The organism is Hahella sp. CR1 (genome assembly GCF_029813005.1).
Taxonomy (GTDB): Bacteria; Pseudomonadota; Gammaproteobacteria; order Pseudomonadales; family Oleiphilaceae; genus Hahella.
Window position 1 is genome coordinate 349,722 of sequence record NZ_JAPELK010000003.1, and the last position, 24,333, is coordinate 374,054.

19 protein-coding genes are annotated in these 24,333 nt (G+C 53.8%); 5 read left to right on the plus strand and 14 right to left on the minus strand.

Going from position 1 to position 24,333, the window contains the following annotated elements:
- Nucleotides 1-45: 45 nt before the first annotated feature.
- Genes ONV78_RS09520 through ONV78_RS09530 form a run of 3 tightly spaced genes read right to left on the minus strand, consistent with a single transcriptional unit; the run spans nucleotide 46 to nucleotide 4,169 of the window.
- The gene (locus ONV78_RS09520) at nucleotides 46-741 is read right to left on the minus strand and encodes an outer membrane beta-barrel domain-containing protein (protein WP_279502860.1); all 696 of its coding nucleotides are present in this window, start codon (nucleotides 739-741) and stop codon (nucleotides 46-48) included.
- Nucleotides 711-1,457, minus strand: coding sequence for an SH3 domain-containing protein (locus tag ONV78_RS09525; protein WP_279502863.1), 747 nt, complete (start codon nucleotides 1,455-1,457; stop codon nucleotides 711-713). The genes ONV78_RS09520 and ONV78_RS09525 overlap by 31 nt, the downstream gene beginning before the upstream one ends.
- A gap of 6 nt (nucleotides 1,458-1,463) precedes the next feature.
- On the minus strand, nucleotides 1,464-4,169 hold the full coding sequence (locus tag ONV78_RS09530; RefSeq protein ID WP_279502864.1) for a hypothetical protein: 2,706 nt from the start codon (nucleotides 4,167-4,169) through the stop codon (nucleotides 1,464-1,466).
- A gap of 618 nt (nucleotides 4,170-4,787) precedes the next feature.
- Here ONV78_RS09530 and ONV78_RS09535 point away from each other — a divergent pair.
- The 3 genes from ONV78_RS09535 to ONV78_RS09545 are packed head-to-tail and all read left to right on the plus strand — an operon-like array spanning nucleotide 4,788 to nucleotide 10,014.
- Nucleotides 4,788-5,849, plus strand: a complete 1,062-nt coding sequence (locus ONV78_RS09535; RefSeq protein WP_279502866.1) for a hypothetical protein — start codon at nucleotides 4,788-4,790, stop codon at nucleotides 5,847-5,849.
- A gap of 58 nt (nucleotides 5,850-5,907) precedes the next feature.
- Nucleotides 5,908-8,379: a LamG domain-containing protein gene (locus ONV78_RS09540; RefSeq protein ID WP_279502868.1), complete on the plus strand. Its 2,472-nt coding sequence runs from the start codon at nucleotides 5,908-5,910 to the stop codon at nucleotides 8,377-8,379.
- A gap of 45 nt (nucleotides 8,380-8,424) precedes the next feature.
- Entirely contained in the window at nucleotides 8,425-10,014 is a 1,590-nt protein-coding gene (locus ONV78_RS09545; RefSeq protein WP_279502869.1) for a general secretion pathway protein GspF, read from the plus strand.
- Nucleotides 10,015-10,153: 139 nt separating this feature from the next.
- Here ONV78_RS09545 and ONV78_RS09550 read toward each other — a convergent pair whose 3' ends face one another.
- The 5 genes from ONV78_RS09550 to ONV78_RS09570 all read right to left on the minus strand — a co-directional run bounded on the left by ONV78_RS09550 (nucleotide 10,154) and on the right by ONV78_RS09570 (nucleotide 15,599).
- A complete protein-coding gene (locus ONV78_RS09550) occupies nucleotides 10,154-11,146 on the minus strand; it encodes an FAD:protein FMN transferase (protein ID WP_279502870.1) in 993 nt (330 codons plus the stop codon).
- A gap of 184 nt (nucleotides 11,147-11,330) precedes the next feature.
- Entirely contained in the window at nucleotides 11,331-13,382 is a 2,052-nt protein-coding gene (locus tag ONV78_RS09555; RefSeq protein ID WP_279502872.1) for a methyl-accepting chemotaxis protein, read from the minus strand.
- 274 nt (nucleotides 13,383-13,656) lie between these two features.
- Entirely contained in the window at nucleotides 13,657-14,067 is a 411-nt protein-coding gene (locus ONV78_RS09560) for a hypothetical protein (protein WP_216735513.1), read from the minus strand.
- Between the two features lie 199 nt (nucleotides 14,068-14,266).
- A complete protein-coding gene (locus ONV78_RS09565; RefSeq protein WP_279502875.1) occupies nucleotides 14,267-14,629 on the minus strand; it encodes a hypothetical protein in 363 nt (120 codons plus the stop codon).
- 295 nt (nucleotides 14,630-14,924) lie between these two features.
- Nucleotides 14,925-15,599: a MipA/OmpV family protein gene (locus ONV78_RS09570; protein ID WP_279502876.1), complete on the minus strand. Its 675-nt coding sequence runs from the start codon at nucleotides 15,597-15,599 to the stop codon at nucleotides 14,925-14,927.
- Between the two features lie 301 nt (nucleotides 15,600-15,900).
- Here ONV78_RS09570 and moeB point away from each other — a divergent pair, with 301 nt between their 5' ends.
- Complete coding sequence (gene moeB / locus ONV78_RS09575; protein WP_279502878.1) at nucleotides 15,901-17,028, plus strand: molybdopterin-synthase adenylyltransferase MoeB; 1,128 nt, start codon at nucleotides 15,901-15,903, stop codon at nucleotides 17,026-17,028.
- Between the two features lie 49 nt (nucleotides 17,029-17,077).
- Here the strand turns inward: moeB and ONV78_RS09580 are convergent, their stop codons facing one another.
- The 6 genes from ONV78_RS09580 to ONV78_RS09605 form a co-directional block, all read right to left on the minus strand.
- Nucleotides 17,078-18,166, minus strand: coding sequence for an exo-alpha-sialidase (locus ONV78_RS09580; RefSeq protein ID WP_279502879.1), 1,089 nt, complete (start codon nucleotides 18,164-18,166; stop codon nucleotides 17,078-17,080).
- 39 nt (nucleotides 18,167-18,205) lie between these two features.
- Nucleotides 18,206-18,475, minus strand: coding sequence for a MoaD/ThiS family protein (locus ONV78_RS09585; protein WP_279502881.1), 270 nt, complete (start codon nucleotides 18,473-18,475; stop codon nucleotides 18,206-18,208).
- Nucleotides 18,476-18,553: 78 nt separating this feature from the next.
- Nucleotides 18,554-19,300, minus strand: coding sequence for a TIGR01458 family HAD-type hydrolase (locus tag ONV78_RS09590; protein WP_279502882.1), 747 nt, complete (start codon nucleotides 19,298-19,300; stop codon nucleotides 18,554-18,556).
- Nucleotides 19,301-19,486: 186 nt separating this feature from the next.
- Nucleotides 19,487-20,107, minus strand: coding sequence for a peptidoglycan recognition family protein (locus ONV78_RS09595; RefSeq protein WP_279502884.1), 621 nt, complete (start codon nucleotides 20,105-20,107; stop codon nucleotides 19,487-19,489).
- 161 nt (nucleotides 20,108-20,268) lie between these two features.
- Nucleotides 20,269-22,407, minus strand: a complete 2,139-nt coding sequence (locus tag ONV78_RS09600; RefSeq protein ID WP_279502885.1) for a hypothetical protein — start codon at nucleotides 22,405-22,407, stop codon at nucleotides 20,269-20,271.
- Between the two features lie 252 nt (nucleotides 22,408-22,659).
- Nucleotides 22,660-23,823 carry an AAA family ATPase gene (locus ONV78_RS09605; RefSeq protein ID WP_279502887.1) on the minus strand — a complete coding sequence of 388 codons (1,164 nt, stop codon included), beginning with the start codon at nucleotides 23,821-23,823 and terminating at the stop codon, nucleotides 22,660-22,662.
- Nucleotides 23,824-23,917: 94 nt separating this feature from the next.
- Here ONV78_RS09605 and ONV78_RS09610 point away from each other — a divergent pair, with 94 nt between their 5' ends.
- On the plus strand, nucleotides 23,918-24,328 hold the full coding sequence (locus ONV78_RS09610; protein ID WP_279502888.1) for a VOC family protein: 411 nt from the start codon (nucleotides 23,918-23,920) through the stop codon (nucleotides 24,326-24,328).
- The last annotated feature ends 5 nt before the right edge of the window (nucleotides 24,329-24,333 follow it).

Below are 24,333 nucleotides of genomic sequence, written 5' to 3' on the forward strand. Positions count from 1 at the left end.
CTCCTCAAACTACTCTTTCTTCGACGCCGATTTCAGCGACCATCATTAAAAGAAAACGGACAGACCCGTCGTCATTTCCAGGTTATGGGTTTTCTTATCCTCGCCCAGGATGTCGGTATCGAAAATGTGGTCTCTCATGCCCAGATGCAGGGACAGCCAGTCGGTGCCCAGCATCTGGAATCCCCAGCCGAAATTGGCCGTCAGACGATCATCGCCGGCGAACTGGGTGCTGCCCAATCCACCCACGACATAAAAATTAGTATTGAAGGCGTACTTGCTGCCAAGGAATATCTCCCCCGGAAAAATGTTATACCCGAGAGAAAGGTTGTAATAGGTCAGGTCGCGCTCGTCGTCTTTCAGCAACTTGGCGGAGCCGCTCAGCTTTTCATAGCTGGTCTCGCTGGTGTCAGTGACGCCATAGTTAGCCTCAACGAACAGATCTTCATTGATATGGTAGGCCAGACGGGCGCCTATCACGAAGTTAACGCCGAAGTCCTCTACACTCATCAATCCGGTAAATACGCCGACTTCAAAGTCTTCGGTATCGATCAGATCTTCCTGCACGCGACGCGGCGTCACCTCCGGCTCGATCAGCGGCTTAACGGCGGTTTCAGACTCAGCGTCCACCTCCTCAGCCATTGCCTGCCCCGCTCCGACAGAGACCATCGCACACGCTAATACCGCACTGGCGACAGGACGACGCCCGTCGTTTAGAAAAATACGCTTAATCCAATTTTCCATTCTTCTGCTTCTTCGTTTTCGTCGCGGTCAGTGAAGACCACGTAGTCTTTGTATTCCATACGGATAAAATAACGATTGGTCATGTACCATCTGACCCCAAGCCCGTAATGTAAGGCTTCCTCAACCCTGTTGTCTTCATTCACCAGCGTTGCCTTCGGCTTAATAAATGCGGCGCCGGTTCCCAGCGTAAAGAAAGGAGAAATCCGCCAATGGGGAAAAGGCTGGTGCACGATATTCAGGTCCGCGATCATGATCTGGGAAAAATCCCCCAGGACTTGAGAGGCCCAGAGCTCCGTCGATAAATTGGGAGTGAACAGATAACCCACATACATGGAGTTCACCGCTGCGCCGCCAAAATCGCCGGTAGCGACGCCGCCTTCCCAGCTACGGGAGGAAAAGTCGTCAAAGCGAGGCTCCTTGAAAGCAACCTGCTCGCCGCTTCCATCCAGAGTCATTTCCATTTGCGCACGGCTGGCCCAGCCTTCCTGTCCCTTGGCGTTGCGCACTTTGAACCACTCGGTTTTCCGTTTGAGAATTTCAATCTGCTCGTCCTGCTCAACGACGAAAAACACCGGGTAGCCCCGGCCCGGTCCCGTACGGAACTCGAGATAGGGCTCGGCGACTTTTACAGTCTGATATTCGTCTTCAGCAAAACTTTTCAGTGAAAAGCAACAAAGGATAACCAACAAAACCGGGAATATTCTTACCGCTAACAAGTGTCTTTAATCCTGTGGAACGTCAAATGGGTTGTTGTAGTACTGCGCTCCAATATCCAGCCACTCGGATATCAACTTCAACTCGACCGGATCAAGCCATCCTTCATGGCTTCCCCCTGTCTGGAAAGGCGCGAAAAAGCGAGTGCTGGCCACAGCTCCCTGCGGCGTCATTGAGCGATTGACGGCGACCGTAGTCGTCACGGGTATCGGATTGCCGTCATCGTCCAGAATAAGATCGCCGTTGCCGTCAGTTTCGAACACTGGGTTACCGTCTCCGTCCAGAACCGGAATCTGGCGATCCACAAGCACTCCTTCAATGATTTCCTGCTCGGCGTCGTTGAACAATAACTCGCGATATGACTTCAGGTGATCAGCTTGATCAGTGGACGGCCCGTCGCTTAAATCGAGCTGCGCCGCTGGAACCTGCACCGCCGACATCGCATCCGTCAGTCCGTGACAACTACTACAAGTATGATCAGCCAATACGGTCGTCCCGTCGTCATCCAATACTTGACGCACTTTGCCCCATAAAGGATGAATATGAGTCGCATAGTTGATAACGATACGACATTTGGCATCCTTGGGCGTCGCACAAGCAGTCGATACTGGCGCAGTCGCCGCCAAGTCGGCGTAGGCGTAACTGAAACTCTCCGCTTTTGCAGTAATATTAGCGTCGGTCCACTCATCGTCAAATACAATGTCTGGATTCAAGTAACGCAAACCGTTGATTCGGGCGAAGGTTTCCGCCATGGTTTCGCCCATATTGGTGAACAAAGCAGGTTCCGTATTCGGGAAAGGCTGCCCAGTAGTGGCCGCACCAGAATTGATTGAGGGAGCCTGAGCGCCTGGGCGTCCATGGGGCAACTCACTGTTAGCCGTATGACAACCAACGCACTCCAACGTCTCTCCAGGCCTCACTTGCAACCAGTTTTGATGGCGCGGACTGGTGCGTTTTCCGGCCTTGTCAACAATACTCACCGCAAACGCCACATTGGCGGGCACAGCGAACTTAACCGACCCATCCGGCTCGATGGGGACATATCCCAGTATCTCGCGCATTAATTGCCCTGCACTGGCGCCAAACGCGGTCCCTGGCACGTTGGCGATATCACGGTCGGGCATAGAAACCGCTTTAACCACTCTTAGGAAACGGGCCGGTCGATTATCCGCTGACGTCTGCACCGGGTCCGCCATAGCGCCAATGCCGGCGGGCGTCGTGTCTGTTCCGTCAATGTCATAAACGCTGCGAATATGCACAACGCCGTATCCCGCTTTGCCCAAATCGGATTCAGGTCCGTCGCCATCAGGGATAAAGTCCGCTCTGGTACGGCTCTGCAGCACGACAGCATCTGTGTAATAAGTATCCTCGGTGGGGATGATAACAGGCAGCTGAGTACCATCCACCGCATTGTAGATCCACAGACCATATAGAGGAGGCGCAGGCTGGTAGTCCGTGCTCTCCAGACGATCATTGGTGCACGGAACAATATCATTATCCGCATCCAGCAAGCGGCACTGGCTCCAGCTCACTAACAGGCGCCCAGTGCCATCCCACATGGGATATGCTGAATTAAAGGTTCCAGCCAGCGTTTGCACTTCATCGTCAGTGGAGACGTCACTAGGCGTCAAAGCCGTCTGACCGTTGGTCAACACATCGCGATTTTCGTATGTAGGCTGGTCGTGCTCGGTAAAGTTAGCCGCATCAATGGCGACCAGCGCCCCGCCATACCGACTGCTCACATAGGGACGCAAACTCACCATGATGCGTCCGTCCTCCAGCTCAACAGGCTTAAGAAACTGCACCGCCTCAGTGCTGGAGCCTGTGTCGTGACTGTGGCGACCGTATAAATATTCAAATCCCGTCCCATCAGGATTAACCCGATAGAGATTCATGGAATTATTGCCGCCCATGTTGTCCCAGCGGGTAAATACTATTTTGCCGTCCTGGGTCACTATTGGGTCCAGATCACTGCTCTGATTAAATGTGATCTGTTTGATTCCATCAGTATCCGGATCAATGACATGTAAAACCATTGCTGGATTGCCACGATCTTCATTCAATGCTTCAAACTGGGGCTTACCTTCGTCCAATAAAATCGCTTGCGACTGTCGTTGACGCGTTGAGGTAAACACGATGCGGCCGTCCGGCAAATAATGGGGGGCCATGTCATCTCCCGCTTCCGCGACATTGTCGGAAGCAATAACCCTCTCCAGCGTCCCTGCAGCGACGTCATATTCCCAGATATTCCAGGTTGGCTGCTCATCTTCATCCGCATCTTCAATTTCCGGCGCCCGCATGGCGAATATAATTTTGGAGCCGTCAGAGGACACATCAACATCCTTCACATCGTAAAGAAGTTGGCCTTCATCATTGAGGAACTCCGGCCCTTGAAATGCCTGAGAGCTGATATCTCTCGCCGTCGCACTGGGGGACGCCTGGCTTCGGATGTACAGGACAGCTCCTGGACGAAACTCAATTGGAGTGCGGGCGTCCTGACTCACCAGAGCGCCTTCGTCATTACGAACAAGGGGACGTTTTACATAAGCGATGGGAATATCTTGAACTACGGGATCAGGGCCTTGATTAGCTCCGCCTATGCCGCCGCCGCAGGCCGCAAGCGCGGCGGATAATATAGATAGTGAGAATACTCGGAGTAACGGGTGACCTCCGGGTGTAAGGGTATTATTGGGCGGCGTTTTTATCTTTTTCATAAGCATTCACAGTCAGTAATGCCAAATGGCCATCAGACCAATTATTTTAAATTAATGTTACAAGCCGGTGAGCTTAATTTATCCCCTGCCCGGCGCCAATACTTTCGGCGAATTCCATTCAAACGCTTGTTTAGTTATAAAACCTTGAGTAAATACTAAGTGGAAAATACTTAATATCCCTCCCTCCTGAATTATGTCTCGGACAATTATAGAAGCCAGGAGGGATTTGTAAGTTAGTGTAATACCGTGCGGGCCAGCACAAAACTCCGTTAGCCTCTTCTACTACACTATTTTATAAAGAATTATGACTAGTTCTGTGTATAGGCCATTTTTCATAGAACATATGAACATTTAATATTTGTCGTTTTATCAATTAATATTAATTATCACCTAACCATTCGTTTAAGCGCACTGCACGAGAGCTGCAGGAGAATATAAAATATGAGTAGTCTAACTCCCATAGATAATAAGCGCAGACAGGTTAAGCGTTGCGTTATATCTCTACTCTCACTGGCTATAACCCTATCTACTGCAGCAGAGGCAGGCCCCAGGGAACAGGCTAAGAGAATTCATGATCGTATCGCGGGGGTGCCGCCCAGCGAGGCGGTCCTTAACGACATGGCCAGCGATATAACCTCCGGCGACCCCATCGCCGCAGCCTATACCGCTATGGAAAACAAAAATTTTTACGACGTGACCCTGAAAAATATGGTTGCGCCCTGGACCAATGAAGCGCAGTCATTATTTGTTCCCTTGAACGACTATACCGCCACCGTCGTCGGTATGATTCGGGATGAAGATGTTCTGGGGATAGACTTTCGGGAAGTGCTTTACGGCAATCATCTGTATGTCGGCAAAAGCAGCTTGGGCGCACCTGCCTATTCTTTAGCGAACAACGCCCATTATGAGTTTCTGGAAACCCAGCGCGTCAGCCTGAAAGACGACTTGGTGCACACCACACAGTCGCTGCCTGCTGAAGCCACTGCCGGCGTTATGACGACCCGCGCGGCGGCCAAAGCTTTTTTCAGCGGCGGCACCAACCGCGCCATGTTCCGCTTCACTTTAATGAACCACCTGTGTAACGACCTTGAGCAGGTGAAAGACATCACACGCGCGCCTGACCGCATCCGCCAGGACGTCTCACGGAGCCCGGGCGGCGACAGCCGGATCTTTCTTAACAACTGCGTGGGCTGCCACAGCGGCATGGACCCGATGGCGCAGGCATTCGCCTACTATGAATATGAATACGATATGGACGCCGACCCCGATGGCGAAAACGGTGCGCTGGTGTACAACACGGCAGGTATGACCGATCCAGATACGGGCACCCGCGTGCAAGGCAAGTACCATATCAACTCCACCACATTCCAATATGGCTACGTCACCCCAGACGATCATTGGGACAACTACTGGCGTGAAGGCCAGAACAGCCTGCTGGGCTGGGATAAAGGCCTGACCGGCTCCGGCCAGGGCGCAAAAAGCATGGGAATGGAGCTTGCTCATTCAGAAGCTTTCGCGCAATGCCAGGTAAAAAACGTCTTCCGCACGGTGTGCTTGCGGTCGCCGATCGATAGCGCAGACAGAGATCAAATCGGCGCTATGGTTTCTTCTTTCAAAGCCAGCGGCTACAAGATGAAGCGTGTATTCGCCGAGTCAGCCGCATATTGCATGGGCGAGTGAGGCGGTTTATCCGTCTCGCTAAACAAGAATTCTGAATCGGATTACGACTGTGAATACCATGAGCTCACTACAACAGCAGATAACAAGAGCGATCGCCGTACTGATCGCCGCTATCAGTATTCTGCTCAGCGGTTGCGGCGGCAATAGCGGAGCCTCCAACGAGAACTTACCCAACACGACGCGCCCGGGGCAAGGCAGCACTTATACTGGCCCGGCCCCGGCCACTGACGACGTACAACAGTTTAAACTCAGTCTGTGGGACAAACTTTCCCCGACTAACCGTTGCGGCGGCTGCCACACTACCGGCGGCCAATCCCCGATGTTCGTGCATAAGGACGACATCAACATCGCCTATTCCGAAGCCAATAGAGTCGTCAACCTTAGCGATCCCTCCCAATCACGTATGGTTTCAAAAGTGCGCGAGGGGCATAACTGCTGGGAAAGCAGCGTCGATTTTTGCGCCAACATCATCACCAAATATATCAGCGACTGGGCGGGCGGCGTTTCCGGCGACACCAAGACCATCGACTTGATCGCGCCAGCGGATAAAGAGCCAGGACAAACCAAGAACTTCCCAAGCGACTCCGGGTTGTTCAGCTCCACTGTATATCCACTGCTGACCACTAATTGCGCAGGCTGCCACCGTGAAAGCGCAGCCATTCCACAGTCGCCCTACTTTGCCAGCGCTGACGTGGATGCCGCATACGCAGCGGCGAAGAGCAAGATGGATCTGGGCACGCCCGCCAACTCCCGTTTCGTTGTGCGACTGAGAGATGAATTCCACAACTGCTGGTCCGGCTCCTGCGCAAGCGACGCAGCCAAAATGCTGGAAGCTGTTGAGACCTTTTCCGGCAGCATTGACCCAGACCAGGTCGACCCTGATTTGGTCGCCAGCAAGGCGCTCAATCTGACCGATGGTCTGGCTGCGAACAGTGGCGGCCGCTATGAGCAGAATGTCATCGCTTTGTACGAATTCAAAACAGGCCAAGGCGTCACCGCTTATGACACTAGCGGCATCGAACCCACTCTGAACCTGACCCTAAGTAACGACGTCGAATGGGTTGGCGGCTGGGGCATCAAACTCAGCGGCGGGAAAGCGCAAGGGTCCACGACCAATAGCAAGAAGTTGCATGACCTGATCACTGCAACAGGCGAATACTCCATCGAAGCATGGGTGGCTCCTGGCAATGTAACTCAGGAAGGTCCTGCGCGCATCGTCAGCTATTCCGCTGGCGTCAACGCTCGTAACTTCACTTTGGGACAGGTTCAGTACAGCTACAGCCTGCTGAATCGCACCAGCGAAACGGATCAAAACGGCGAACCCGCACTTGTTACAGACGACGGCGACCAGGACCTGCAGGCGACATTGCAACATGTTGTGGCGACATACAGCCCCGCTAACGGCCGCCGCATCTATGTGAATGGAAAGTTCACTGGCGATGAGGATATGACTACCGCTGGCAACCTGAATGACTGGGACGACACCTTCGCCTTCGTATTAGGCAATGAGGCCTCTAACAATCGCCCCTGGGACGGCACTATCCGGATGGTGGCGATTCACAACCGCGCGCTGACGGAAACACAAATATCCCAGAACTTCGAAGCTGGCGTCGGACAGAAGTTTTATCTGCTGTTCGGCACGTCACACTTGATCGACGTCCCGCAGAGCTATGTGGTGTTCGAAGTCAGCCAGTTCGACAGTTACAGCTATCTGTTCAACGCGCCGTTCTTTATCAGCCTTGATCCGAACGCAGAGCCATCAAGCATTCCCGTCAAAGGCATGCGTCTTGGCATGAACGGCCGTGAAGTCACCGTTGGCCAGGCCTACAAAAACATGGACATCACACTGAACGAAACCAGCTATACCCCTGGTAGCGGGCAAGTCATGTCTGACAGAGGCACCATCATCGCGCTGGAGAAAGGGCCAGAGGAGGATGAGTTCTTCCTGACCTTCGAGCTGCTAGGGTCCAACAGTCACGTGTTTCTTGAAGCGGAACCAACGCCTCCTGGCGCGCCCGCCGATGGCGATCCAGTTCCCGAAATCGGCCTGCGTAACTTTGACGAAATTAACGCAACCATGTCCGCCATTACTGGCGTGAACGCCTCCGACCCTGGCGTTAAGTCAACCTTTGAAACGGTGAAGCAGCAGTTGCCTACTGTCGAGAATATCAATACGTTCCTGGCGTCGCATCAAATGGGGGTTACCCAGTTGGCGATCCAGTATTGTGACGCCCTGGTGGAGGATAACACGCTGCGCAGCGCATTCTTCCCTGGCTTCGATTTCAACGCCAGCGCATCCAGCGCCTTCTCCGGCGCAGGAAGAGACCTGATCATTGACCCACTGCTGGATAAAGGCATGGGTGTAAACTTGGCGTCACAACCAGATAGCGCCGATGTGAGAGCCGAACTGAATCAGTTGATCGACAAACTGGTTGCATGCGGCGGCGGATGCTCCGCAGACAGAACCGAAACCATTGTCAAAGCAAGTTGCGCCGCTGTATTGGGCAGCGCAGCAATGCTGGTGCAATAGAGTTTTACGATCAACGGCAAAAATTTCGATAGAGGTGGTTTTATCATGGCAAGAAGACGTGGACCTTACGGCCTCGACGAGCCGCTGTTTCACCCGGACCACAAGCGCCCGGTAACGCGTAGGGACTTTATCGCCCAAGGCTTTATGGCAGGCGCCGGAACCATGTTCGGCACATCCATACTGGGTCTCTTCGCGAATCCAAGAGAAGCGCATGCTGCGCTCTCTTCGGATTTAGAGTCATTGAAGTCCTCCTGCGGCATCGCTGTACAAGGCGCAGGAAAAATACCTTTTATCTGTTTCGACCTCGCTGGCGGCGCCAACATCTCCGGCTCCAACGTTCTGGTCGGACAGCAAGGCGGTCAGCTGGATTTCCTGAGCACGGCGGGCTATAGCAAACTCGGCCTGCCTGGCGACATGACCCCCGCCATCGGCAGCTCGCCCGGTGTTCCCGGCGGCTTCGTCAACCAGGAGCTGGGGCTGGCGTTTCACTCCGATAGCGCCTTTCTGCGCGGTATTCTGGAGAAAACCCAGGCCGCTACTCGGGGCTCTGTCAACGGCGCCGTCATTCCTGCGCGGTCAGACAATGACACTGGCAACAACCCGCACAACCCGATGTACGGGATATACAATGCTGGCGCAGATGGCTCGTTGGTGTCTCTGATTGGCTCCAGCAGCTCGGATTCCGGCGGCAATTCCATGGCCCCGGCGATGCTGATGAACCCAAAAGTACGCCCCACCAAGGTCGACCGTCCCAGCGACGTGACAGGCCTGGTGGACGTTGGCGACCTGGTCGGCTTATTAGACCAGTCGGACGCTGTAGCGGTAATGGAGGCGATTTATCGCATCAGCGACAAAAAAACCGGCGTTGTCACCACCGATGAGGTCGTTAAAAAGCTGGTGGACTGCGGCTACCTCAAGAGCGCGGATCTGGCGGACCGCTTCGGCAACCCCGCCTCGCTGAACCCAGCTCTCGACGCTGATATAGTCGGCCCTTCAGGCATATTTACCCAGGCGGAATTTGATAGCGACGGCGAGTTCAGAAAAACCGCATCGGTAATGAAAATGGTGCTGAACGGCTATGCCGGCGCCGGCACGATCACCATGGGCGGATTTGACTACCACACCGGCGATCGCGCCACAGGCGAACGACGTGATCTACGCGCTGGCCGCTGCATGGGCGCTTGTCTGGAATATGCTGCGCGTCTGGGTATGCCTCTGATGATGTATGTCTTCAGCGATGGCTCACTGGCCAGTAACGGACGTATAGATAGTTCTGTAGACGGCCGCGGAAAAGGCGAATGGACGGGGGACAACTCATCCACCGCCGCCTCTTTCTTCCTGGTCTACAACCCCAACGGCCGCCCGGCGCTGATGGGCTCCACCACGGAGCTACAGGAAAGACATCGCCAGATTGGCCATATGCGCGCCGACGCCTCAGTAGAAACCGCTTCAAGTCCAGCGGCGAATAACGTCAACCTGTTGGTGAACACTGTTGTGCTGAACTATATGGCGCTGCATGGAGAACAAAGTCAGTTCGCCTCCACCAAAGGATTTGAACAACACGGCCTGGGCTCCTCTTCCGATCTGGACCGTTTGACAGCGTTTCAACCTATCGTAAGCGGCACCATCGGTTAAGTTTATCGTTCACTGGAACGACATGCGAAAAAGGGCCCATTGGGCCCTTTTTTATTGTGGAGCCCCGTCCTGAATAGGGTTGACACCTATTTCAGGACTAGACAGGTAGGTCTGAGATTTAGCTGCAGATTTTCAACGGTTACTCAGCCGTCGGCGGTTGCAGCTCTGATGAATAATGCATTTTGCGATTGCGATCGATAATAATCGCATCGATGCCCGGCAGCTTTTCAATCAACTCCAAGCCCTTTTCCGCACCGAGAATGAAGACGGTCGTAGAAAGCGCATCCGTCGTCGTCGCGTCCGGGCCGATAATGGTCACGCTTTGAGACTCTTCTGCTGACTTTCCTGTTTTTGGTGAGATGATGTGATGAACCCGCACGCCATCGTGCATAAAGAAGCGTTCATAGTCTCCAGAAGTGGAGATGGCGGTATTTTCCAAAGGTATCAGAACGGCGTTCTTATCTTCCAGGCGCGGATCTTTCACGCCGACAATCCAGGGTCGGCCATGTTTATCCCCCATTAGGCGACTGTCGCCACCGGCGCTCACCAGCGCATATTGAATGCCCAGCCCCGCCAGTTTTTCGATGGCCTTGTCTACTGCGTAGCCCTTGGCGATGCCGCCCAGATCAATGGTGACTCTCGGATCTTTAAAATGAATGCTGAGCGCCGCCGGGTCCATTTCTATCCATCGATAATTAATCGCCGGCAGATTTTCCTCTATCTGCCTGGCATCTGGCTCCAGCCCTTCGCGGTAGTTGTAGTACTTGCCGATGGATGCGAAAGTGATATCAAAAGCCCCACCGCTCAGCTCAGAAACCCGCTGCGCTTTTTCAATCAGATGGAACAGCTCTGGCGTGATCACCACCGCCTGTTTAGCGGCAAGCCGATTCACTTTGGATACTTCGCTACTGTCAATGTAAACGCTCATCAGCGCTTCAAGTCGATCAAATTCCTCATCCACTGCCGTAAACGCTTTTTCCGCCGCATCAGCGCCGCCCTCGTCCACCCACACCTCGGCGCGAATCTTTGTCCCCATGCCATTCCAGTCTTTACTGAACCATTCGGCGGAAGCGGATTGAACAAACGAAGTAAGCAGCAAGACGCCGCTTATCAGAGCAAGTGGTTTCTTCATGGATTAACTACCGAAGCGGATTTGTCGCAGAGGTATACCCCAGCCGGCAGCTAAATACAACCAGCCATAACAATGTCAAAAGGCTTTGTGATCACACACATAGACAAATGGGGATGACGACAAAAACTCGCGCTGACGCCCCACTAAAAAGAACCAGGATCTGACTGTGGGGCTTGAGCAAATTTTAGATGCGAAACTTACGCACCAGTTGCGTCAGCTGTTCACTCAGGTTGCTTAGATGTTCGCTGTTCTCCGCACTGCGATGGGCTTCCTTGTCGGTCTCCAGGCTTATCTCGTCCACCAGGCGGATACGATCATTCACCCCATGGGCGAGTTGCATTTGAGCAGTCGCCGCGGTGCTGATTTCGCTGTTCATATTGCGCACTCTTTCAATGGCCTGCGCCATTTCGTCTAGATGCGCACCGGTGGCGCGCGCTTCTTCCACTGTGGCGTTGCCTTTCACCTGACTTTTATTCATAAAACTGATGGCTTTTTTCGAGCCTTCCTGCAGCTTCTCCGTCATCGCCTGGATATCTGCGGTGCTGTCCTGGGTCCGCGAGGCGAGAGAGCGCACTTCGTCCGCCACCACGGCAAAGCCTCTACCCTGCTCCCCCGCCCTTGCGGCTTCAATGGCGGCGTTTAGCGCCAGTAGATTGGTCTGCTCCGCAATGGAACGAATCACGCTGACAACGGAGTCGATTTGCTCAATCTCAGAACCCAGTTCCTTAATAATCTCCGCCCCCTGGCTGATGTCCGTCGCCAGTCCTTCAATGGACTCAATGGAGTCCACCACCAGATTTTTAGTTTTCTCGCCAATTTGATTGGCCTGCTCCGCGAGCAAGATCGAGTCTTCGGAAAACTTCGAAACGGTATCCACCGATTGCGACAGAGACTCCATATCTTCGCGCAACACTACTGACTCGTTACGCTGACGCTGACTGACGTCCGAGGTATTGTGGGCGCACTTGTCCAGCTCGCTGATGTTATCTTTCATGCTCGCGCTGGCGGATTGGATGCTGACGATGACATCCTGAATCTTGCAGATAAACGCATTGAAGTAAGACGCCAGCACTGCAATCTCACCTTTGCTGCCGACCTCCACACGTTGCGTCAGATCGCCTTCCCCTTCGGCGATATCCATCACACGCCGGGTAATTGCCTTGATAGGCTTGATCACCACGTTAAGAATAATGATCGACACCAATACAAAAGAAATAAGCGAGCCAATAGCGCCGAAACCAATGGCGCGATTCACCCCGTCCACGACCTGATTAGTCTCCTCGCTGGATTGGGCGACCAGATCTCCGGTGATTTGGTTAATCCGGGTAATCGCCGCATTCATATCCGCGATGATCGCATCGCTGTCGTTGGCGAGCTTAATGGCCTGATCCCGATTATTGAGGCGCAGCAGGTAAGCGTTAAAGATGTCGTTTTCCTCCTGCAGCTTTTTGATCCAGCCGTTATATTCGCGATAAATGTCTTCGATATCCGCCAGCGTCGCTTCATCCTCCACCATGCGCTTGAGAGTCTCTAACGTCGCTACGCCCTCTTTGACGCCATCGTCGAATTCCACCTGCAGCTTCTTCATCGCATTGCGGTCTTTTTCTGAGGTGTAGCGCGTTACCGCTATCTGCAGACTCAAAATTGTTTGCTTTAAATTCTGCGCTTCGATCACCACCGGATAATCGCTTTCGAACATGTTGATAAGGGAAATCATATCCGCCAGCATTTTGGAAATTTTATCCCCTTCCGCCCTGAACGCAGCGAGAGCGGTAATATTGCGCTGCTCCAGCTCAATAGCGTCGGTCTGACTCTTGACGATGCTGTCCACCAACCTGTCCAGTTGGTTGCGATGATCAATCAGCAGATCCACTTGCTCCCGCGTGCTCGGCGATAGCTCCGCCAGCAACGAAGCGTTCTCCATAAACCCGGGGGTAAGCGCCTTAATGGTCTCGTGTTTGGCGCGGATCTCGCTCGCCTGATTGACGGACAGAATATTATTCACGCCCTTGGTGGTGATCAGATAGTTAACCGCCAGTTCGTCGGCCAGGTCACCGGAACGATTAACGTTTTCTATCAGGTGCGTAAACCGGTCCCGCACCGATGACATACCGCTCCAGGTAAAAGAAAAAGCGCCAGAGATTATCACCGCGGTGATTAGCAGCAACGCCGCGACGCGGAAGCCTATGCTATTGAAACGTAAAAAGAAGAAACGGGAAAAAGCGCCAACCGCCATAACTACCACCTACTAACGCCTGTCGAGCCCTTTAAAAGCATAGATCACAGGTCAAATATCAACCATTTTTAAGCTGTAACAGAATCTTAATAAGTGTTAGCGGCTTGATCCGCATCATAAAGTGCAGGCGCCGACGCCCGCGCTCAGGAAGCTAGTTATCAGCCAGTCAGGGAAAATAAGGAGGGAGTTTGCGGGCTCTAAATTTGGAGAGGCAATAAAAAAGCGCCTCGATTGAGACGCCTTGCATGAGGTATGACAAGATTTGTTCGGGGGATCAATCCCCGCCCAGGTTGCGCAAAGAACGCAGAAACAAACCTAAACCGCCTACCGCCAGAACCAATATCACAATCAATTCAAAAGCAGTCATGGAACGCATGCTGAAGTGGATGGAGGAAATAACGCCAAACACCAGCGCCGTCAGTGAGCCAATCGTCAGTATCCAGCCAAGAATGTTTTTGGCGCTGAAAAAGATCAGGCCTACGCCAAACATGAAAGGAATCATCACCATACCTGAGGTGATGCCCCAGTGGCCGCCAAATGCATTGAAGCCATATAAACGCATGCCCATACCGAAACTTGATGAGACGACGATAGAGTTGAACAACATGTACAACCCGCCGCACAGCATGATTAATCCGACAAAAAACTGCCCTACTCCACCGGAGGTTCCGCCAGCGCCTTTCATTGTTCACTTACTCCTGCATCGTCATTGAATATCGCGCCATACGGCGCAAAAAGCTGGGCAACTATACAATAAGCGTAGCACTTAGGCATCATTCGTAGCCTGAAAAACACCGTCTCCGCACAGATTTCGGCGAAAATCTGAGGGGCTTTTCCACCGCAAGAACATGCACTTTTAAAGTAACCAGAACGATATCGGTCTATTACCTCTTCCTACGCGCCAAATTCCTAGCCGTCCCGGACTTCTCCCTCCCTGGTCTGACCCAGGCGATGTCACAGGTAGAGTCGGCGGTCATCTGTTTATCTCGTTGGTTATCGGAGGTGAAGCCGCTTTGGGTGGGAAATCCGGGATTGTTTCTGGGAGTGTCGAACATGTGATAGACAGTCACCGCGCTGGATTTTCCGAAAAGGTAGTCTTGCGCGAGTTTGTCCGCGCCGCGGGCGTCCCCGACAACAAAACCGGCTTGGCTTTCCAATGCCTGGTCAATGGCGGGAGCGTAGTGTTGCTCGAATTCCTGTGGGGTAAGATCAAGATGACCGCTTATAAAACAAACAGTCTTCTCCATGAATAACGTCTCCTTGTGAGCAATCGATTCGAAAGGCTTCCGAGCTCTCTCAACAGGGCGACGATTTAGCGTGCTCCATGCCGGCGGGAAGATTCCTTGTTACGAGTGATTCTGCCAAGATAGTCAAAACTTGAAAAGCAATTACCTGTTATTTTTCATCAAAATCAGGGAGGTAGTTCACTTTTTCAAATAACTGCAGAATTAATAGGCAAGATTGACCGACGGTTGAGGCGAAGAGGCCAAGCCCTAAGGCGTATTTGGCCCCTGTCTGATGGCTGATCCGAGCATGGTCAGCTCAGAACAAGTACAGGAAGTTTAACGCGGCGCTCCATACCGTGCTTCGATCCACCAACGGCGAATCAGTGATTTCGTCTCCCAACCAGCGCACTTCCGCTGAGTGAGAGATACGCCAGTGTTCCGACAATGCAGTGAATAGCTCATAGCCGACAAAAGGCGTCAGCGTGTCATCGCCTTCATAGGCGGCGCGGTCGGAGGTTGCTTCACTGTCAAGAACGCCATAGTAGTAGTCTACGTAGTCACTGCTGCGATAGTAAAAGCCTGCTGAAGGCGTCAGATAAAGCGTATCGCTTAACTTTTGCGGCGCGGAAAAACTGGCGCTGGCGACCAGTCCTTTATAAGCGCCGGATACATCGTGGGCGATGGCGGCGTTCAACGAGCCCTGATCGAATGCGTACTCCACTCCCACGCCCAAGTCGATACTGGCGTCTCTATCGTCCATTCCGGCAAAGACGACGGAGTCTGACGCATCATATCCGCCGTCTCCCATCCCCAGGCTGATATAGGCGCTCAAACCACTATCGCCATCGCCCAATACGCGATAATCAGCTTCAGTGCCGCTGATGCTGAAACGATCTCCTTCGTATGAAATCGCCGGATAGACCGCCAGCTCATCTGAGCCGCTGACGCCTTCGTACTCCGATTTCCAGGCTGCTGCGCCAACGCCGAGCATGAAATCCCCCGCGCACGCCGAACCGGCGCTTAAACATAATGACAGCGCAACAAACTTCCTTTTACTTACCACAAGATACCTCACTTTCTCTTTGTTATTGAAAGACATAAGCCTAACCACGAAATGGCTCGCGCAACAAGCTGATTATTTTGTATCAGAAATATGACACCTGAGCATTGCTCACTTATTGCCTTCCTTAATAAAACAAATCCTCTTCGCTTCATTGGTTTAGTTCCCACCCCACGCCTAGAATAAAAACAGCACTTTCAACGCCATCACTTTCCCCTAAGGAGGACATACTGTGCTTACTTCAGCTGAACTCAGCCGCTATAGCCGTCACCTGAGCCTGCCGGAGTTTGGACGCACAGGTCAGGAGAGACTGCGGGCTTCCCGTGTGCTGATCGTGGGCGCAGGCGGATTGGGGTCTCCCCTTGGATTGTATTTAGCAGCGGCGGGTGTGGGTGTTTTGGGGATTGTGGATGGCGATGTGGTGGAGGAAAGCAATCTGCAGCGGCAGGTTCTGTATACCGTAAATGACATTGGTCACTTCAAAGCCGAGCGCGCCGCCGCTCGTTTAAGCGCGCTGAACCCTCACGTAGACGCACGCCCCTACGCGATGACGCTGTCCTCAGAAAACGCCCTTGCGCTGATCAATGACTATGACCTGGTGATCGACGGCACAGACAACTTCCCCACTCGTTACCTGACCAACGATGCCTGCGTGCTCACCGGCAAACCCAATGTGTATGGCAGCATCTTTCAGTTCGAAGGACAGGCCAGCGTGTTTCATCATGATGGCGGCCCTTGCTATCGCTGCCTGTTTCCAGAACCGCCTCCCCCGGGCATGGTTCCCTCCTGCGCGGAGGGCGGCGTACTGGGCGTATTGCCCGCCATGATCGCGAGCATACAGGCGACCGAGGCTATCAAGATCCTCACTGGCATAGGCGACACCTTGAGCGGCCGCCTGTTGCAATACAACGCATTGAGTATGAGTTTTGAGGAGTTGCGGCTGCGAAGAGATCCCCAGTGTCCGGTCTGCGGAGATCATCCCAGCATCAAAGCGCTGATCGATTACGACGCCTTTTGCGGCATCCCCAAAACCCTGACGCAGGAAAGCGATATCAGTCCAGAGGCGCTACATGCGCGACTGCAACAGGGAGAGAATCTGACGCTGATTGACGTGCGGGAGCCTTACGAGCGAGAGATTTGCGCCATCGCCGGCAGCCTGCACATTCCACTGCAAACCCTGCCGGCGCGAATAAACGAGTTCAACAAAGAGCAAACGCTGGTGTTCTACTGCAAGTCAGGCGGACGCTCCGCCAGCGCCCGCGCGCTATTCAGCGATGCTGATTTCAAACGCGTCTATAACTTAAGCGGAGGCATTCTCGCCTGGGCGGCCAAAGTCGACCCAGACATGCCCCGCTATTGATCCGCTCCCATCTCCACCTGCGCTTTAATTAGGGGCCGCTGCGACCGGACTAAAAATGCTTGTCGAAGCGTACGACATAAATCGGCGGCAGATGTTCGCTCAGGCACTGCCAATGGCCCCCCTGATCTTCACTCACCCACAGTCCGCCCGTGGTGGAGCCAAACGCCAGTATGTCGCCGCTGTCGTCCACATCTAAGGAATGACGATAGGTCAAATCATAAGCCGGGCCTTGCGGCAGACCATTGCTGAGCGCCGTGAAGCTTTTGCCGCCGTCCCGCGTGCGGTTGATGATTAGTTTGCCATCCACCGGGACGCGGCGTTCATCCTTAATCGCCGGAGCAAACCAGGCCGTGTTTGGGTCCTGGGGATGCACGGCTACTGCGAAACCGAACACAGAGGGAGGAACATCCGTGAGCTCCGTCCAACTATGCCCGCCGTCATCGGAACGAAAGATGCCGTTATGATGCTGAATCCACATATGATCCGGCGATGCGGGACAACTAACCATGCGATGAGGGTCCTGAGACACAGGATTGTAGGCTTGATCCGGTGGTAGAAAGGCGGCGCGCAGTCCCTGCCCGGTCTGGGTCCAGTTGTCGCCAGCGTCCTGACTTTCCCATACGCCGCCGCAGGAGATCGCCAGCCGGACGCAACGGGTGTTATTGGGATGCACACAGATAGAGTGAATACCAGGTTTGTCATACCCGCCGCCGAACCAGTTCGCGCGTTCCGGCCGATTCCAGAGCGACTCAATCAGCGTCCAGCTTTCGCCCCGGTCCGTGGATTTGAACAAACCACCGGGAATGGTCCCCGCCCATAATGTATCCGGTTGATCCGCGCCGCCGGGAACCAGCTCCCAGATCAGATCCACCGCCGGACCATCTTCGTCGCCGCTTTTGGGAAATTTAGGGGCGTCAATTTCCGTCCACTCACGCGAACCGGACTCCGCCCTGTGCAACTTCACGCCAAAGTGACCCAGATTAAGCGCAGTGTACTTATTGCCGTTACGCGGGTCCCGCAACACCATGGACACCGGGTCGCCCAGAAAATCCGGCTCCCCGCAGCGCCATCGCCCCTTTCCCGTACGCTCGTAGACAAACAAGCCTTTACGCGTTCCTATACGTAGTTTTTGATTCATCGCCGCCGCTCCCATCAGATTGAAGGATTGGGGCCGCCGTCATCCGCCGGAGAGCGCCTGCAGCACATGTACTTCGGAGTCTGGCTGTAACGCGTCGGTCAGATGAAGTCGGTCCCGGACCATCTGTCCATCCACAAAAATCGCTATGTTTTTACGCAATCGGTCCTGATCGTCGAGAATATACCCCGCCAGACGCGCGTTATCCGCAAAGACCCGCTGCAGCGCTTCCGCCACCGTCTCCGCCGGAACAGCCTGCGGCGGACAAGACAGGTAACGTTTGAGGTTATTAGTGAAAGTGACCGTCGCCATAATTATTCGTCTTATTCGGCGTGATTGCCGTTATTGGTAGGGACAACATCCGTGTTTTGATATTAGCACAGCCTCGCGCTAAAACAGTTTCGCCAGGCTGTCCGCCACCTGAGCGCCGGCAGGCAAGCACCGCTCATCCTCAGGGAGGTATTTGCCGGTGCGCACCAGACAGGCTTGCAGGCCAGCGTTCATTGCTCCCTCCACATCACCGCCAACATCGTCTCCCACCATCAGGCACTGCTCTGGAGAGAAACCGGTTGTGGCCCGCACCTGATCAAAAAATTCCCGGCTGGGTTTGCCCATGATCACCGCCGAGATGTCCGCCGCCCACTCCAGTGCGCGGATAAAAGGCCCCGCATCCAGCATCAGGCCTTCATCGTCTTTAAAATATTTATTCATGCCAATGCCTATCAAAGGCGCGCCCGCCCGGCACAGACGAAATGCGCGGTTCAGATTAGGGTAGTTCAAGCCGTCGCGAGCGTCCCCCAGCAACACGCAATTGGGGTCATGGCGATCCAGATCAGCCAGATCTTCTTTCACCGCGTCGTTGATAATGCACAGTGGCCGCAGTTTGTGTTCGAGGATATACGCTTTGGCGGCCAGGGGCGCGGTGAATAACTCTGAGTCCTGCAAGCTGAGGCCCATGCTTCTCAGACGTTGCAGCAAATCGCGAGACGACTGGCTGGCGGTGTTGGTGACAAACCTCAGCGTCAGGCCTTTATCCCTTGCCCTCTCTACGGCGGAGACGGCTCCTGGTATGGCCTGACTTCCCTCATAAATCACACCACTGAGATCAAGAAACAACGCCTTATAGGAAAGAGACATCGGCGACCTCCTCGTCCATTGGAAGAATAGAGCCGGAAATACTCTGCAAGTGGGTCGAATTTTTATACTGACGGCTTATGGCGGGTTTAACAACTGCTAAGGCGCCTGACGACCGCCTTTAAACGTAAAGGCAGTCGTCAGGCGTTTTTGGGGAAAAGGCTTGCAATGATGTGAATATCCGAGCGTTTAGCGCGCCAAAGCACCAATCATTTCGTCGAAGGTTTCTACACGAATACTGCGCACCAGATCGATATACAAATCCCAATTCCAAGCAGGATTAGGACAGGTACGATGACCGGAATGGGGCGCTTCCTCGATATGACCTCGAATACCAGCGGTGTGCGGCGCGGTTTCATGACGCACGGGAATGCCATAGCGATGACATAACCAAGCCACCAGTCGCGCGGACGCCATGTATTGCGCATCCGTGGGATAAGTCCTTGGATTCGGGTCCCAGGGATTCACATGCTCAATGCCAATACTCTCGCGATTGGTTTGGGAATGGATATTATCGACATGGTTGGCGATGTGCGCCTCTCTCACGGTCTGCACCACACGCCCTTCCCGATTGACAACATAGTGGGCGCTGGCGGGGCCCGCCCGAAACGTATTCAAGGCGTTGCGTTCGGTCAAAGCGGGCCCGCCAGTAATATGGATGATAATGTAGCGAATGTCCCGCCGCCCCGGCGGTATTCTGAAATTCGCCGCCGGCGACCATAGCGCGTTGGGATAATCCACACGCCGCATATCCACCTGTAATAATCGATCTTCCCAGGGTTGTCCCATGATGACTCTCCACCGTTTCATTGTGAGCGCTTGTTATTGGTGCGACAGGAAACTCCGTCGTTATTTCCAAATTAACGCCGCCGAAGAAAAAGCACAGTGGAAAAAATCACATTTCAAATGTGAGGAAATAAGCCCGAGCCGCTTCACAGCGGCCTTTATGCCTATGGATACACCCGGTGAATTTACTGGAGAAAGTGCGCCAGAATCTGCTCATACTGAAAAACCATATCCCGCCCGAAGACCATATCAGCGCCTTCAGCGCCAGGATGCATATCCCCTCGGGCCTGAGCATGTAGGGACAACAACTCATACAAAGACAGCTGCCGAAAATTCAACGCCGCCATAAGCATTTGCTCTATGTTGCTGGCGTTACTTACCGCATTGTTGCCACGATGCAGACTTTCAGAAGAGCCGACCAAATCCAGCCAGATTACCTCTCGTTGCTTGATATCAAAAAACGCCGCCAAACAGGTGCGCGTCGCCGCGCTGATAGCGATGCGTTGCTCTACAGTCGTGGCGTCAAACACCTTTCCGCCTTCACCCACTCCCCTTCGCATCATCCAACCGGCGTTGGCGTTCTGTTGAGCTAGTGAAGGGCCGCTGAACACGCGCACGTCCATGCCGATATACCGAATGGACGGATCACTGATGGAACCCAGATCAATGTCGATAAATTCGCAGGCGCCATCCGGCTCAGGCGCTTCTACGATATCCCCGCTGTGCGCGGCGCGATATCCAACCTCGGCAGCCTTGCCACGTAACGCGTAATAGGCGATAGAGGAATGGTATTTCAGATCTTCCGTCAGAAAGCTGGCGGACAAGTCCAAGTCATGCCCCACCCAATGCAGGAAGAAACGCAGCGTATTTTTATCTCCCATCTCCAGTCGGGCGCCCCGCGGGACGATTTTCAACCCCTCAGAAGCGCTGCGCATTTGCAAAGGGGTCGGACAATGCCTAAGCGCCGGGTCAATCCAGACCTTGCCCAACGGCGGCAATCTGGAGAAGCGTTTTGTAAGTTCTTTGCGAATCGCGATAAGGAGTCGCTGCAATATTTCAATATCAATTTCAGGAAGCGCCGCATGCAACACTTTGGCTCTCGCGATTTGTCCTTTAGGAAGAAATATTCTCGCCCGCTCAGCACCCATCTCTCCGTGCGCAATCTCTTCATCAGACATTTGCTGCCGATAAGCAAAGTGACCCAATAACTGGACTAACACCCGGGTGTCCACTGCATCGATTTTTTGCAGAAACGCCTCCAGAATGCTCTTGGCGACATCGATCGAAAAGCGTCTCAGCAAGTGATCCAGTCGGCGGGCGAATTCGCCTGGCTTGCGACTTAACAACCGCACCAATATATTCGCTTCTCCCGCCTCCAGCGCCGCTTCGACTTGTCGGTTATCGCCCTGCAGTTGGTCTTCCCTTAAACGCGCCGCCAGAGCATTGGTTTTAGGCGCCGAGGCGAATGTTCCTATATGCAGGCAGTGGAAAAGCCGTTTCCATTTCCCCTTGTGTCGTCTGAGGTCCGTCTCATTGACTACCGGTTCCAGCAGCCCGACCAGCCATTTCCGTTGCGCTTTGCTCAGCTTGAACCGAGTGTTGGTCGCCAGGGAAATATCTCCCCCGGACAAGTGAGTGGCGATGCGCAGCACGTCCGTCGCGTTGCTGACGCCGGTTGACGCCAACGCCCTTTTATCCAACGCATAAGCGTCCGCCGCCAACTGGCATAGTGTTTCTTTGAACGGGATTTTGTCAGGAACTTGCGGTAACAAAAGTGACTCGTCGAAGTATTCCAACAAGGTGCGGAGACAGGCTTTATCAATCGGCGCCAAGGAGCCATTGGCGGCCAATAAATCATGAAACAGCCTCAATAACGCATCGCCCGCAAGCAGCCCAATTGGTTTGAGCTTCACCTTTTCAAAGACCGGCATGCGCTCATTGACGACATACTCAGGCAGCCATTGGCCATGTGTCCGGTAATGCGCCAGCGCGTTAAAAAACAGTTCGCATTCCGATGCGTTGAACACTTGCAAGGGGAAGTTGGGATACATGGGTCGCCAGACTTTATCCGCCCCGACCAATTTTTGCAGAATGAGGAAGACTTCTTCACGCTGCCCTGGCCCGGCAGCCAAAGCCTGTAAGGTGTTATCGCTGAATACGAATCCCAGGCACATGGCTTCCACCTGCAACTGCGCCACCTGATCAGCTGGCGCGTTGGATGAACCGACTGCTTCGGAGCTGAAATATAATGCCTGCTTTTTACGGAGGGCGACTTCTTGAATAGATAAACGGGGAATCATTGGAGCAAGCGTTTTGGGTGTCATAACGAGGGCTGTAAAGTGGATAAGAACAGCTCCACACTTTAGGTGCTGGTAGAGGATAAATCCATACCATCAACATGGTTGCAACCGAGTCTTACCTCTTGGTGGACGCCACCGCCGGGCCAATGTTATCCTGCGTTGCGAGGCTATGGCGGTCCTTCCTTCTACCCTATTCAAAGATTAGGGTCGCCACTTCCCTCACCTGCCTATTGTTCTCATTCACCTTTCGAACCGCCCTTTCCAACGCAACAATCTCTACTTATCCGCCCAATGCCAGGCCGGCGTATCCAGAATGCCTTGTCCAATGATTTCTGTCTGGCCCAGGGGCTTTTCCAGTTGTACTGCATTGCATTCCGGGTGTTCATTAAGAGCGGCGACGAGACGGGAGGCGTGAGACACCACCCAGACCTGGGAATGTTCCGAGGCGCGTAAAATCAGACGCGCCAAGGCCGGCAATAAGTCAGGATGCAGGCTGGTTTCCGGTTCGTTCAGCACCATCAGTGATGGCGGGCGCGGGGTCAGTAGCGCCGCCACCCATAGGATATAGCGTAAGGTGCCGTCGGATAGCTCGGCGCCGGTCAGAGGCCTGAGCAGTCCTTCCTGATAAAACATCAACGAGAAGCGGCCGTCTTCGTGTAGTCTTACATCCAGTCTGGCGCCGGGAAAGGCGTCGCTGATGGCCGCATCAAGCGCTTCGCTGTCGCCGATTTCACGAATGGTCTGCACCGCCGCCGCCAGATCGCGCCCATCATGATGCAACACCGGCGTGCGTGTGCCCAACTGAGGTTTACGAGCAGGCGCATCGCGATCGGTACGGAAGTGATCATAGAAACGCCAGTTGCGAATCGTTTCGCGTACGCGAAATACCTCCGGCGCAGCGCCAGGGTCGGCCAGCTGATCGAACATACTGGTGAAAAGGCTGAGATTCTGCGCCGCTACGTTCCAACTGCGCCCGTCGCGCACTCTCACCATCGGCCCGTCCCGGTCCACCAGCAATCCAGCGGGGCGATAAAACGGTCCTGCCCAGATGCACTCCCGTTTTATTTCTGGGTCTAATGCGAAGGCTGAAGGGGATGGTTTGGGTAGCCCGAGCGATATAGCGTAGCCGAAATCCTCACTGGAAAAGCCGAGCCGCAAGCGCACCGCATCGCGACGTGGGCCGCCCTGCACCGGTATCTCGCCAGTCCGCATCCGACGAGTGATTTTCTCCGGCCCAGCCCAGAATGTGGAGCCCAATCCGCCCTCTCCGGCCAAAGAATTAACCACCCCGCCTTGCGCCGTCTCCGCCAGCAATCGCAACGCCCGATACAAGTTAGACTTGCCGCTGCCGTTAGGCCCGGTAATCACATTCAGCGACCCCAATGGCATCGTCAGCTGCAGTATGGAACGGTAGTTATTGATGGAGAGCGTAGTGAGCATGTTAATGTTCCTGGTCGAGCCGTCTTGTAGAATCGGCAACCTAGCATTTAAAACGACACATGTTTTACCAAACTGCTATTGGAGCCCAATCATTATGGATATAGCCAGAACAGGAATCATTTTGAACACGGAAAACTACGACGCCTGCGTGGTTTTCTATCGGGATCTGTTTAACCTCGAAATCCAATTTCAAGAACAACGCGGCGACTTCCAAATGACCTGTTTTCGCTACGGCGGCGCTTACTTATTAGTGGAAACCGGGGGCAGCGCTTACGCCGGAACCCCGGAAAACCTGATACACCAGCGCCCCACTAAACTAAGGTTCAATGTGAGCAATCTGGAGCAAGCGTTGGAAGAAGTGCGCGCCTTTGGCATAACGGCGGAGATTGAGCGATACGCCTGGGGGTCAGTCATCAATATCCAGGACCCGGACGGTAACCGGGTCGGCATTAGAGATGAAACAACGTTTTTAGATCAATTAACGGAATACGCTAAAAACCGTTAGTCCCA